This window comes from Blautia luti (assembly GCF_033096465.1).
Taxonomy (GTDB): domain Bacteria; phylum Bacillota; class Clostridia; order Lachnospirales; family Lachnospiraceae; genus Blautia_A; species Blautia_A luti.
The window spans coordinates 3,066,388-3,079,767 of the sequence record NZ_AP028156.1; the positions used below are offsets into that span (position 1 = coordinate 3,066,388).

General features: G+C 45.6%; 10 protein-coding genes. 1 reads left to right on the forward strand and 9 read right to left on the reverse strand.

Annotation, left to right across the window (positions count from 1 at the left end):
- Positions 1–2: 2 nt before the first annotated feature.
- The 7 genes from rsmB to R8695_RS14195 all read right to left on the reverse strand — a co-directional run bounded on the left by rsmB (position 3) and on the right by R8695_RS14195 (position 8,484).
- Positions 3–1,355, reverse strand: coding sequence for a 16S rRNA (cytosine(967)-C(5))-methyltransferase RsmB (gene rsmB / locus R8695_RS14165; RefSeq protein WP_118509456.1), 1,353 nt, complete (start codon positions 1,353–1,355; stop codon positions 3–5).
- The gene (locus R8695_RS14170) at positions 1,348–2,040 is read right to left on the reverse strand and encodes a zinc metallopeptidase (RefSeq protein ID WP_118509455.1); all 693 of its coding nucleotides are present in this window, start codon (positions 2,038–2,040) and stop codon (positions 1,348–1,350) included. Before R8695_RS14170 ends, rsmB begins: the two co-directional genes overlap by 8 nt.
- Positions 2,041–2,044: 4 nt before the next feature.
- Complete coding sequence (gene fmt / locus R8695_RS14175) at positions 2,045–2,992, reverse strand: methionyl-tRNA formyltransferase (RefSeq protein ID WP_154779614.1); 948 nt, start codon at positions 2,990–2,992, stop codon at positions 2,045–2,047.
- A 25-nt stretch (positions 2,993–3,017) separates the two neighbouring features.
- On the reverse strand, positions 3,018–3,494 hold the full coding sequence (def, locus tag R8695_RS14180; RefSeq protein WP_154779613.1) for a peptide deformylase: 477 nt from the start codon (positions 3,492–3,494) through the stop codon (positions 3,018–3,020).
- A 54-nt stretch (positions 3,495–3,548) separates the two neighbouring features.
- On the reverse strand, positions 3,549–5,768 hold the full coding sequence (priA, locus tag R8695_RS14185) for a replication restart helicase PriA (protein WP_154779612.1): 2,220 nt from the start codon (positions 5,766–5,768) through the stop codon (positions 3,549–3,551).
- Between the two features lie 8 nt (positions 5,769–5,776).
- Positions 5,777–7,234, reverse strand: a complete 1,458-nt coding sequence (locus R8695_RS14190) for a UDP-N-acetylmuramoyl-L-alanyl-D-glutamate--2,6-diaminopimelate ligase (protein ID WP_154779611.1) — start codon at positions 7,232–7,234, stop codon at positions 5,777–5,779.
- Positions 7,235–7,299: 65 nt separating this feature from the next.
- Entirely contained in the window at positions 7,300–8,484 is a 1,185-nt protein-coding gene (locus R8695_RS14195; RefSeq protein ID WP_154779610.1) for a hypothetical protein, read from the reverse strand.
- Between the two features lie 611 nt (positions 8,485–9,095).
- On the opposite strand from R8695_RS14195, the gene arcC reads away from it, so the two are divergent.
- Complete coding sequence (arcC, locus tag R8695_RS14200) at positions 9,096–10,028, forward strand: carbamate kinase (protein ID WP_118509449.1); 933 nt, start codon at positions 9,096–9,098, stop codon at positions 10,026–10,028.
- Between the two features lie 79 nt (positions 10,029–10,107).
- On the opposite strand, the gene nrdD is transcribed toward arcC, so the two are convergent.
- Positions 10,108–12,243: an anaerobic ribonucleoside-triphosphate reductase gene (nrdD, locus tag R8695_RS14205; protein WP_118509448.1), complete on the reverse strand. Its 2,136-nt coding sequence runs from the start codon at positions 12,241–12,243 to the stop codon at positions 10,108–10,110.
- A gap of 121 nt (positions 12,244–12,364) precedes the next feature.
- Entirely contained in the window at positions 12,365–13,210 is an 846-nt protein-coding gene (locus R8695_RS14210) for a hypothetical protein (RefSeq protein ID WP_154779609.1), read from the reverse strand.
- Positions 13,211–13,380: the final 170 nt, after the last annotated feature.

The following is a 13,380-nucleotide window of genomic DNA, read 5'->3' on the forward strand; positions in this document are numbered from 1 at the left end:
TTTTATTTTCTCCTGAATTTTGCAATAAAGAAACCGTCTGTCTTATGAACACCAGGAAGAAGCTGCAGATATCCCAGAGCTGTGGTCTCTGAATGAAGTTCTTCCGGAAGATAAGGATCCAGACTCTCCAGCTTAAACGGATAATTGTTCATAAACCACATCATATTCTCTTCGTTTTCTTCTCTGGCGATGGTACAGGTACTGAATACCAGCACTCCGCCCGGCTTCACATATTCTGCCGCACGGTCCAGGATCGTTCTCTGAAGGATCACGATTTCTTCCTGTTTCTGCGGCGTAACCCTGTACTTGATCTCCGGTTTCTTGCCAATCACTCCGTAACCGGAGCATGGCACATCTGCCAGAACAATGTCTGCCTTCAGTTCAGAATCCACATCAAAGACTGTGGCATCCATCACCCTTGCCTGTATATTAATGGAATCTGTACGACTGATATTTTCTTCGATCAGATCCACCTTGTACTGGCTCACATCTCTGGCATCCACAGTTCCGTAATCACCCATCTTATCCGCTGCATGAAGGCTTTTACCTCCCGGAGCAGCACACATATCAATGATGTAATCTCCCTTTTTCGGATCAGCCACTTCCGCTACCAGCATGGAACTAACATCCTGTACCTGGATCTTTCCCTGGATAAAAGCGTCCAGTGCCAGAATATGATTATAATTGGAAATTTCATAAGCATATGGAAGATACGGGGCAGGCTTTACCTCCACTCCCTGATTCACAAGACTCTGATAAATCTCTTCCTGGGGATACTTATGGACACGGCATCTTACAGTAACCGATTTCTCTGTAAGGAAATCTGCCAGGATTTTCTCTGTTTTCTCTTCCCCGTAATCCTTAAGCCAGCGTTCCACCAGATTCTCTGGCATGGAATATCTGACTGACAGATACCTGACTAGATTCTCTTCTCTGGATGGATATCTGAGATTTTTCTGTTCCCGGGCAATGGTACGCAGTACCCCGTTCACAAAAGGTTTCAGATTATAGAAGCCCTTTCGCTGTGCCAGTTTCACTGCTTCATTGCATACCGCACTGTCCGGAACACTGTCCATAAATTTAATCTGATATACAGCACTGCGCAGGATTTCCCTGATAGCAGGCTTCATTTTATCTACTGTGATCTTTGAATAAGAATCAATAATATAATCGATCAGAATACGATATTCCAGAGTTCCCTCGCAGACTCTGGTGATAAAAGCTCTTTCCTGTCTGGGAAGGAACTGGTACTTGGAAAGCGCATTGCGGATGGCAATATGACTGTGCTTTCCCTCTTCTTCTATTTCAAGCAGTATTTCCAGGATCAGTTCCCTGGTATTTATTCCATTAATCACGGTCTCGTCCTCCGGCCAGTATGATCAGTCTTAAAAGCTGCAGGATAGATGATGCCAGAGCTGCCACATAAGTAAGGGCTGCTGCTGTAAGGACTTTCTTCGCGCCTTTCACCTCATCCGGTCCCAGCATTCCTGAACTGCCAATCATTTTCAGTGCTCTGGAAGAAGCATTGAACTCTACAGGCAGTGTCACCAACTGAAAAAGTACAGCCAGTGAAAACAGCAGGATTCCCAGTGTCAGCAGCGGACGGAGTGAAAAGATCAGTCCGGCCAGAAATAAGGGCCATGATAACATAGACCCGATATTCGCCACAGGAACAATGGCTGTCCTGAAGTTCAGCGGTACATAATTTACAGAATCCTGAATGGCATGTCCGCACTCATGTGCTGCCACGCCTATGGCAGCTACGGAAGTTTTGTCATAGACATCCTGGGACAATGCGATCTGTCTGCTTCTTGGATCATAGTGATCTGTCAGACTGCCCGCAATGGGAACTACCGACACATCTGTGATTCCTGCCATATGCAGGATCCTGGAAGCGGCTTCCGCTCCTGTCAGTCCCGATGCGCTGCGCACTCTGTTATAAATGGCAAATGTACTCTTTACTCTGGCAGATGCAGCCAGAGATAATACCATACCAATCACCAGTAATATATAAGTAGGGTCAAAATAGTATCCGTACATTCAATCACTCCTTATGATCTGTAAAACGTGTTCCTGCTTCCATATGATATCCCCGCAGGAAAACCTCTGCTTCCATTCGTTTCTTTCCTTCCAGCTGCACTTCTGTAAGAATAAGCACTCCGTCTTTACATGCAACATGGATTCCCTGTGCATCTGTGCCCATCACAGTTCCCGGTTCTGCATCTGAAGTTTCCTGGCCAAGTACGCTCTTCCATACCTTCAGTGTCTTTCCATTTACAAAAGTGTATGCGCTTGGCCACGGATTCAAACCTCTGACCAGACGTTCCAGTTCAGCTGCCGGTTTCGAGAAATCCATCAATCCCATCTGTTTGGTGATCATGGCTGCATAAGGTGTAGGACTCTCTTGGGGCTGTTTCTCAGGTGTCACAGTTCCCTGTTCAATAGATGGAAGAGTTTTGATCAGAAGTTCCGCTCCTGCCTGTGCCAGCTTGCCGAAAAGGCTTCCTCCTGTTTCCTCTTTATCCAGAGGGATCACGATCTTCGAAAGCATATCTCCGGTATCCAGTCCTTCTCCCATCTGCATGATGGTAACACCTGATTCCTTCTCCCCGTCGATCACAGCCTGCTGGATGGGTGCAGCTCCTCTGTACTTCGGCAGAAGTGATGCATGAATATTGATGCATCCGTATTTCGGAAGTTCCAGAACCTCTTTCGGAATGATCTGTCCGAAAGCTGCTACGATAATGATATCCGGCTGGATTTCCTTAAGTGTATCCAGAAATTCCTGATTATTTCTGATTTTCTGAGGCTGATAAACCGGGATCTCATGCATCAGTGCTTCTTCTTTCACCGGTGTCGGCATCAGAGTCTTTCCTCTTCCCTTAGGTTTGTCCGGCTGAGTCACTACTGCTGCAACCTCATATCCGGCTTCCACCAGAGCTTTCAGCGGCGGTACTGCGAAATCCGGAGTTCCCATATAAACTGTCTTCATATACTATTTCACCAATTCCTCTCGCTTATTCTTCATCTTCATCATAAGTTACATGGTGAAGTTCTCCCTCCACCAGCTCTGTATACATATGTCCGTCAAGATGATCGATCTCATGACAGAAAGCACGTGCCAGAAGGCCTTCTCCTTCATATTCCACTTCATTCATATCTATATCCAGAGCTTTTACTTTCACATAGTTGGGACGTGTAACCTGTCCTGCCATTCCCGGTACGCTTAAGCATCCCTCATCTCCTGTCTGCTCTCCGGATGTCTCAAGGATCTCAGGATTGATCAGTACGATAGGGCCTTCTCCTACATCGATCACTACGATTCTTTTGAGGATTCCAACCTGCGGTGCAGCAAGTCCTACGCCCATCGCATCATACATGGTATCCAGCATATCCATGATCAGTTCATGGTTCCTTGGTGTCATCTTGTCTACCGGTCTGCTTACCTTCGTAAGTACCGGATCACCTTCTACTCTGATTGTTCTAAGTGCCATTTTCTCTTCTCCTTTTCTTATCTTAATGATCGCAGAGGCAAAAATATCTGCTTTTTAACTGAAATCAAATTGTATGTATATCTTCCGGAAACCGGAATTTATCTCTATATATTTCTCCATCTGATCCCTGATCCGGACCAGGGTTCCGTAATCTTCATGTTTCAGATAGATCACCTGTCTATAAATGTCCTTTACTTTACCCACCGATGCATAGGCAGGCCCTATAACATGGAGATCTTTTTTCTTATAGATCCTGTTTATATAGAGCTGCAGATAGTGCATGGCCTGTATCAGAAGTTCTTCTTCCGGGCAGGATCCCAGGACAGCCATCATATGTGCTGCCGGCGGATAATCCATCAGTTCCCTGTAGCTCATCTCTTCCTCATAGAAAGCTTCATAGTCCTGTACAGCCGCTGCCTGGATACTGTAATGATCCGGATGATAGGTCTGGATCACAGCCTCCCCCGGCTTTTTTCCTCTTCCGCATCGTCCCACTGCCTGGCACAGAAGTTGAAAAGTCCGTTCCCCGCATCGGTAATCATCCGCATTCAGGGAAAGATCTGCAGCGATCACTCCCACCAGGGTCACATCAGGGAAATCATGTCCTTTTACGATCATCTGGGTTCCGATCAGAACATCTGCTTCATGAGCGGCAAAAGACGCCAGGATCTTCTCATAACTTCCCTTGTTTCTGGTAGTGTCAAAATCCATTCTCAGGGTTCTCACTCCTGGAAATGTGTCCTGCACTACTTTCTCAATCTGCTGGGTGCCGGCTTTAAATCCGCCGATATACGGTGAACCGCACTCCGGACACACCTGTGGTTTCTTTGTTTCATATCCGCAGTAATGGCAGATCAGTCTTCCGTTATTGTGCTCGGACAGAGATACATCACAGTGGGGACATTTCATCACATGGCCGCAGGATCTGCAGGACACAAAACCTGCATAACCTCTTCTGTTCAGAAAGAGCATGATCTGTTCCCGGCTTTCCAGCCTTCTTTCTATCCCTTCCCACAGTTCTCTGCTCAGAATGGAACGATTTCCGGCCTTCAATTCCTCTCGCAAATCTACAATGGAAACCTTCGGCATGGGACGCTCCCCGTATCTGGCCTTCAGTTTCACCAGAACATATTCATCACTCACAGCTCTGCTGTAAGCCTCCAGGGACGGAGTAGCTGATCCCAGCACCACCCTGGCGTGCTCCAGTTCTGCTCTTTTTACTGCGGTTTCCCTGGCATGATACCTAGGGCTGTTCTCGCTTTTATAACTGGGTTCATGTTCTTCGTCGATCACAATAAGCCCCAGTCTGGAAAAAGGTGTAAACAATGCTGATCTGGGACCTACCATTACCTGCACTTCTCCCTTTCTGGCACGCTTGAACTGGTCATACCGTTCCCCCTGGGACTGTCTGGAATTGATCACGGAAACTTTTTCTCCGAATCTGGCATAGAAACGCCGTACAGTCTGATAGGTCAGGGCAATCTCCGGGATCAGCACAATTGCCTGCTCTCCTCTGTTCAGTGTTTCTTCAATGAGTTTCATATATACCTGTGTTTTGCCGCTTCCTGTAACTCCCTCCAGAAGCACGGGACGGGGCTGGGCACTCTTCCATTCCTCCAGAATACATTGGACTGCGCTCTCCTGCTCCGTGGTAAGAGGCAGTGGTTCTTCTTTCTGAATATCCCCGGTGTTCAGTGAATTCCTCTGAACTTCATCATATTCTATATGAAGGATTCCCTGCTCTTCCAGTTTCTTTACCACAGAAGCAGCGACCCCAAGCTCTCTGGATGCCGTGGTATAGTCCAGCCGTTTCTCCTGCAGTAGTTCACGCAGAAGCCGGGTTCTGGCTTTAAACCGGGTCTTTTCCAGCTGTGCCAGGATCTCTGCAGCCTTTTCTTCTGAAATACTCAGACTGAGATAACGTTTTTCCTTTGCCCTGATCTTCTCTTTGATCGGAAGGACTGTCTTTAAAGCCTGGATCATGGTGGATCCATAATTTTCCTTCATCCAGGCTGCAAGAGCGATCAGTCTGGACTCTGTAGTCTCCTCTGCACTGCAGCATCCTGCGATCTCTTTTAATATGGAGGGATCTACCTTCGCTTCCTGGGAAAGACCGGTCACATACCCTTTTCTGAGCTGATTACTGTTTCCAAAGGGGATGGATACTACCATCCCCAGTTTTATTTCCTGTTCCAGATGTGCCGGGACACAGTACTGAAAGCTCCGATCCAGCTTGTCACTGGAAATATCTATTATTATATCAGCATAAATCATAAATCTGTTTATTTTTCAGCCAGGATATCAGCGATCAGGACTCTCTCATCCATAGGATATTTCTTACCTTTGATCTCCTGATAATCCTCATGGCCTTTTCCGGCAAGTACGATAATGTCTCCCGGTTCTCCATGATGGATCGCATAGGCAATGGCTTCCTTACGGTCAATGATCTCTACATATTTCCCGCTGGTCTTCGCCATTCCCACCTTGATATCATCAATGATCGCCTGTGGTTCTTCATCACGTGGGTTGTCGGAAGTGATAATAGTAAGATCTGCCAGCTTTCCGGAAACCTCTCCCATCTCATAGCGGCGCAGCTTAGAACGGTTGCCACCACATCCGAACAGGCATACCAGTCTGTGAGGGTTGTATTCTCTCAATGTTGTGAGCAGACTCTCCAGCGCCATGGCATTATGTGCATAATCGATCATCAGTGTAAATTCATCTGAAACTTTCACCATCTCGATACGTCCTTTGACTTTCGCTACTTTCAGGGCCTTTAGGATATTCTCCTCTGAAACCTTGAAATGGCGGCAGATTGCAATGGCAGTAAGAGAATTATAAATGCTGAATTTACCAGGAATGTCAATTTCCACATGGAAATCCAGCAGTCCCTTCAGATGATAGGAAATTCCCAGATATCCTTTGCCACCTACCAGTTTCGCATCTTCTGCACGCAGATCTGCCTCCGGTGAGAATCCATATGTCTCCAGCTGACAGGTGTGGCCTTCTATGATCTTGTCGAAATGTTCATCGTCTCTGTTTACGATTCCCACTTTACACTGTTTCAGAAGAAGCGATTTGCATCTGAGATAATCATCGAAGTCCTTATGTTCATTCGGTCCGATATGGTCCGGTTCAATATTGGTGAAAATACCAAAATCAAAAATAAATCCCTGGGTTCTGTGAAGCATCAGTCCCTGAGAAGAGACTTCCATTACCACACAGTCACAGCCTGCTTCCACCATTTCATGGAAATATTCCTGTACCATGTAGGATTCCGGCGTTGTGTTTTTGGCAGGTATTTTTCTGTCACCGATGATCGCTTCGATGGTGCCAATCAGGCCTACTTTATAGCCAGCATTTTCCAGAATGGATTTAACCATATAGGTGGTGGTGGTTTTTCCCTTGGTTCCTGTAATTCCGATTGTTTTCAGCTTTTCTGCCGGATAGCCGAAATATGCTGCTGAAATAAAGGCCATAGCATAGCGGGTATCTTTTACAAGGATCATTGTCACATCTTCCGGAGCTTCTACAGCTTCTTCCACTACCAGGACTTTCGCTCCTTTCGCCACCACATCCGGCACGAATTTATGTCCGTCCACTACAGCTCCGCGGATACAGATAAAAAGAGAGCCTTCTTCCACTTTCCTGGAATCATAAATAACATTCTTAACTTCCTGGTCTGTAGTTCCCTGAAGGCAGGTATATTCCAGACGTTCTAATAAGGATACTAATTTCATTTAGATTTATTTCCTCCGTTATATTTACACATTATATATAAGAATATCACACCTCCCCTATGGTTTCAACGTTCATTTTTGCCTTTCAGACGGGCAAAAGCGCCGATTCCCGACATTGCAGCAAAGAGCAGAAGCACTATAGACAATCCTGTTTCCGTCTGGTCTCCTGTGGCAGGCTTGCTGGCTGTTTTATAAGAAATTCCAGTCTGGCTGCCGTAACTGCTGCTCTGATAAGAAACCGGATCTGATGCAGGGGTAGGCGTCACACCGAAATTAGTCCCGAATCCATTTACCCCTGCCTGGCTTACCGTCGGTGACGGAACAGGTGTGGAGGATGGCATTGGGGTGAGTGTGGCTTTCGGTGTCTCTGTTGGAACGGCGGTTGGTTTTTTCGTAGGGTTTGGTGCCGGACTTTCTGTGGAGTCCGGACTCTGTGAAGGATCCGGTTCCGGGACTTTTGTAGGTTCCAGCACCTCTGTTGGTTCTGGTTCTTCAGGAGTCTGCTGCACGGCTCTTACATGAAGAACCGGTGATTCTCCCTCTGCCAGGATCTGTGCCTCCTCCCCTGATCCCATCTGGAGATAGCTGGCAGCTCCCGGCCGGTCTTTCTGCAGCGGTTCTTCCTGGATGACAGAATACATCATATCCTCCTGTGGAGTACGGTATTCTTCTCTTAATAAAACCGGAAAACTGAGAGCGGTTTCTCCCTCTTCCATTTTCTCTGTATCAATGATACTGGTCAGTCTGATAATTTCTGTACTTTCTCCTTTCTGATTGATAACCGCCACCGGCTCTGCCTGGGTCTGCTCAGAAAGTGTATCGATATCCGGCTGAAAATATTCAGAAATATAAGTGATCATAAAATATTCCGTCTTCTGATCTGCCTGTTCCGGCTCCTCTTCCGAAAGTTCGGACTGCATCTGGATTTCATCCTCATCTGCATCCTGACTGTTTTCCTGTTCCACAATCTCTTCATTCTGTACATCATTTCCGGGATCCTGATCTGGTTCTGCTGTTTCCTGTGCACTGTCTGTATGCACTTCGTCCAGGCCTCTGATCTTCACTGTGAGTTCTGCCCTGAAATTTTCTTCATCTGTCCATACGGCATTTTCTTCCAGACCGACAGAAGGATTCTCCTGTTGCGCGCCTCTGGTATTTCTCATTGTCATGGCAGGTGCCATAACTGCTGCTGTCAAAGCAATTGCTGTTATCGCAGCTGTTTTTGTATGATTCCCTGTTCTTTTTTTCATAGTTCCTGTCTCCTTATGAACATATGGATCATAGCTCTGATCCGTTTACAATCTGTCAACTTTTCCACTTTCGCGGCTTTCTCTTATGGTAAACGGATATCTACACAGACATAGGCATCTCTCCTCTCTACTATAAAGCAGATATAAAAACATAAAAAGAGAAATCTGCACCGACCTGGTGCGTGAAATTTTTCATTTCTGCAGAATACAGAAATGGAACATTCTCACTCTAACACGTCCTTACACAGAAAGCAAGAGGTGCCGGGAATTATATATTTATTTTAAGGTTTGTTTATAAATTTTCCGTTTCTTTTAGAAATATGACATACTTTGAACATATTTTACCGATATAATAAGTCTTGGATAGATGAAAAACCACTCTCTATCTCCCCCCTCAAAAAACAACAGCCTCCGCAGAAATGCGGGGGCTGTTTGCGTTACTGTTAAGTTTCTATTGAATTTTTTCTGTCAGTCTTTTATAATGTAAACTATCATTATGATAAGTCATTTGTATGTTTTCAATAAAGAAATATAACAGTTCAGCATTTTCATACAGTGGTATCTGCTGAATGGTTATCAAACACAAATAATAAAGAAATGAGGTAATTCCCATGAGCGAAAAAATTACAGTAGTTGCACTGGGTCACAGAGCACTTGGCACCACTTTACCTGAACAGAAAATCGCTACCAAGAAGGCAGCCAAAGCCATCGCCGATCTTGTAGAAGCAGGAAACCGTGTAGTAGTTTCCCACAGTAACGGCCCACAGGTCGGAATGATCCATACAGCCATGAACGAATTCGGAAAAGCACATCCGGATTATACTTTCGCACCTATGTCTGTATGTTCTGCCATGAGCCAGGGATATATCGGATATGACCTTCAGACTGCTATCCGTGCAGAACTGATCTCCCGTGGTATTTATAAACCGGTTGCCACTGTTCTTACACAGGTGGTTATTGATCCATATGACGATGCTTTCGCTGAACCGGAGAAGATCATCGGACGTATTCTCACAGAAGAAGAAGCTGCTGCTGAAGAGAATAAAGGAAACTTTGTTACCAGACTGGAAGACGGCACTTATAAGAGAATCGTAGCTGCACCGAAACCACAGAAGATCGTGGAACTGGAAACAATCCGTACTCTGGTTGACGCAGGACAGGTTGTGATCGCTGCAGGGGGCGGCGGAATTCCGGTTATGGAACAGGGAATCGATCTCCACGGTGCAAGTGCCATTATCGAGAAGGATCTTACCTGCGGACTTCTGGCAGAAGAACTGAACGCAGATACTTTACTGATCCTCACAAGTGTAGAAAAAGTAAGTCTGAACCTTGATAAAGCCGACGAGGAATTCCTGGGCGGAATCTCTGTAGAAGAAGCTAAGAAATACATGGCAGAAAATCAGTTTGCACCAGGATCCATGCTTCCGAAATTCGAAGCAGGCATCTCTTTTGTTGAAAAAGGAGAAGGACGCAGAACTGTGATCACAGATATTGCTCATGCGAAAGATGGCTATTTCGAAAAAACAGGAACTATTATTCATTAATTGAAATTTATGGCTGCCAGAGGACAGCTGAATATTTCAAAGATATACGAAAAGGGACGCCGTAGCGTCCCCTTTTTATTTACATTGATTTTCGTTCAGCTATTTCAGCCATCTTAGCTTCGTTAAGACGGGTGTCACCATGAACACGGCTGTAGGATAAGTAACCGTTCATGCGGTCGATCTTGGTAAGATTCTTGGAACCGCAGACAGGGCAGACATCCATTTCCAGTTCTTCGTGACCACAGTCATCGCAGTAAGCCAGGGAAAGATTTACTCCCTCATAGTAGCCCAGAGCCATGGCACGTCTGATCAGGGTACGGATAGCTTCCCGGTTATAGTCGATAGGATAACGGACATACTGAATCTTGCCTCCATTGCACAGTTCCCAGAAACGACCTTCCAGATCCTGTTTCTCGATGGGCGTCACGTCCTCAGTTACGTGGCAGTGGAAGCTGTTGCTTACATACGGACGATCCGATACACCTTCGATGATCCCGTACATCTTACGGAACTGTTCTACCTGAAGACCGCAGAGACTCTCTGCCGGTGTTCCGTAGATTGCATAAAGATAACCGTCCTCTTCCTTGAACTGGTTTACTTTTTCATTAATATATTTGAGAACTTCCAGGGCAAACTGGCCATCTTCTGCAATGGATTTGCCATTATAAAGTTCCTGGAGTTCATTTAACGCTGTGATTCCGAAAGAAGCGGTCATTGGTTTTAACAGCTTGCCGATCTTTTCGTTTGGCTTAAGATGACCACCATAGAAACCACCCTCACAGTAAGCAAGAGGATTGGTGGATGCACGCATCTGGCCCAGATAATCATAAGTACGGATATGAAGATTTCGGATCATTTCCAGATAGAAATCAAGGACCTCATAGAAATCTCTGCTCTCCGCTCTGGCTTTCGCCAGGATCATAGGAAGGTGAAGACTGACAGCACCGATATTAAATCTTCCTACAAATATCGGCACATCCTTATCATCTGCAGGATGCATGCCGCCTCTTTCGTACCATGGGCTTAAGAAAGCTCTGCAGCCCATAGGACTGATAACCTTCCCATACTGCTTGTACATGCTGGCAATATAACCCTTACCTGACATGGAAAGCCAGTCCGGATACATGGTCTTCGCGGAACAGTCAACTCCAGCCTCGAACACATCCTCACTGATCTTTCCCTTTCCATGAATATTCTCATCATAGAGGAACACAATCTTCGGGAAAAGTACCGGTTTCTTATGTCCGGCTTTACCCTGACCGCCTTTATGGACTGCCAGAAGTGACATACTGCACATTTTCTCGAACTGACCGGTTCCAAGTCCAAGGGTAACTGTTACGAAAGGATAATCTCCTCTGGAGGAACCAACTGTGTTCAGCTTGTACTCGATTCCCTGCCATCCCTGGTCATACTCTCTTCTGACTTTATCAAGAGCTCTTTCGATGGCTTTCTCTTCTCTTCCCACCCAGCTTGGATCGGAATATTTCATAAATTCTTCTACATATCTGTCATAGCTCTTCTTCGCATAGGGAGCCAGGATCTTATCTACCTCAGGTACGGTAAATCCACCGTACTGCTGGGCTGCTGTGCTCAGGATGATATCTCCCATAACATCAAAAGCAGTATCCAGTGTCTTCGGCTCATTGTACCAGACATTTCCCATCTCAAAACCACCGCTGAGTACAGCTGCCACATCAAACAGACAGCAGTTCATGGTATCCAGCCTTGCAGACTGATCATGAATGTAAATATATCCATCCTTGCATGCCTGCAGCTCATTACGGTTCATGAAGAATTTCCGGTAAAGTTCTTTATTCAGTTCATTGAAGATCAGACTTCGCTTGGTGGCAACCAATGCACTGTCCGTATTGGCATTACTCTTATCACCGATGTAACGGATCGCCTGACTCTTCGTATACACATCATCCATCATGTGAATGAAATCCAGCTTATAATTTCTGTAGTCGCGATAGCTCTTGGCAACTGCAGGATTCACACGTTCCAGGGCGCCTTCCACAATATTATGCATCTCCTGGATCTGGATCTCATTCTTCCCGAGAGAAGCTGCATGTTCCTCTGCGAAACGGCAAATAAAATCCTGCTCCTCCTCTGAGAATGTATATAAAATTCTGGCTGCTGATTTATTGACAGCAGCGACGATCTTCCTGGAATTAAACAGTTCTTTCGTTCCGTCTTTCTTTATCACATAAATCATACTATTTTACTCCCATATACAACATATAGTATTCGTACACCACATAAGGTGCTATTCTTCCTATATGTGGTGTGCTTATCAAGTATAGCACATACTCTGTAAAAAAGAAAGGGGTAAATAATTATTCGTCATATTGCTGAATCTGATACATGGCAAAGTAATTATATTGGTCATCCAGTGAAATAACTTTCAGTTCGTCTCCTGTATGTAATTCCAGGTCCACCTGCTGTTTCGCCTTGTCAAACGTCAGAGTCTTTTCCTTCCCTGTATCAGCTTCTGTGATCTCCAGGGCAACCGCCTCCCAGCCTGCTTCTGCAATATATTCTCCAGGCATAAGGATCTCATCATCTTCTGTACCGGTTTCTCCCACTACATAAGTACCGATATCCGTATCTATCAAAGTACATTCATATTCATCCAGTTCATCCTGCCCTGTAAGCTCCTGGCTTTCCTCTTCTGTCACAGATTCACTGTCCGCATCTGTCAGCCCCAGATGATCTGCCACCTTTTCAATCACACTGTCCACATCCAGGGAATCCGGTACAAAGGAATATAAAGCAACTGCGCCTGCAAATACCACCCAGAAGATCGTGGATATTCTGCTCTTTTTCGCAGGCTTCGAAGATTTCTGCGCTGAAGTCTGTGTTTTTCCTGTATAGGTACGTACGGTCTGTGTCCCTGCAACTGCCCGGGACTGTCCTGCAGATGAAACTGACTTCTTTGCTGTATTTGGCACCATGCTTCTGGAAGTATTTTTCCCTTTTGCAGTACTTTTCGCTGTTCTGTCAGGCAGTGGAATTTCATTTTCCTTCATTGCCTTACGCACCTTCTCAGAAGCATGTCTGTAATGCTCTGACCGGTCCTCATTCAGATGATACATGACCGCATCATTTCGATATGGCATTCCGCAGTATTTACACCGTCCGTTTACCACTGGCCCATCGCAGACCTGGCATCTTTTTCCCATCTCTCATCCCCCTCTTTGTCAAACGGATATCCGTCATCCGCCTGGTTGCCGGCCCATAACCCTCTGGCAGTTTATGGTTATATTCCGTTTTCGTTCTCATTTTATTGTAACATTTTATGCCAATCTTGCAAGGTGCAAATTGCCAAGAACACTTTTTCCTGCTATAATAG

Coding starts and splice junctions, on each gene's coding strand:
- nrdD (WP_118509448.1), bottom strand. CDS start 12,243: ATGATTTATGTGATAAAGAAAGACGGAACGAAAGAACTGTTTAATTCC.
- R8695_RS14210 (WP_154779609.1), bottom strand. CDS start 13,210: ATGGGAAAAAGATGCCAGGTCTGCGATGGGCCAGTGGTAAACGGACGG.
- R8695_RS14170 (WP_118509455.1), bottom strand. CDS start 2,040: ATGTACGGATACTATTTTGACCCTACTTATATATTACTGGTGATTGGT.
- arcC (WP_118509449.1), top strand. CDS start 9,096: ATGAGCGAAAAAATTACAGTAGTTGCACTGGGTCACAGAGCACTTGGC.
- R8695_RS14190 (WP_154779611.1), bottom strand. CDS start 7,234: ATGAAATTAGTATCCTTATTAGAACGTCTGGAATATACCTGCCTTCAG.
- priA (WP_154779612.1), bottom strand. CDS start 5,768: ATGATTTATGCTGATATAATAATAGATATTTCCAGTGACAAGCTGGAT.
- fmt (WP_154779614.1), bottom strand. CDS start 2,992: ATGAAGACAGTTTATATGGGAACTCCGGATTTCGCAGTACCGCCGCTG.
- R8695_RS14195 (WP_154779610.1), bottom strand. CDS start 8,484: ATGAAAAAAAGAACAGGGAATCATACAAAAACAGCTGCGATAACAGCA.
- def (WP_154779613.1), bottom strand. CDS start 3,494: ATGGCACTTAGAACAATCAGAGTAGAAGGTGATCCGGTACTTACGAAG.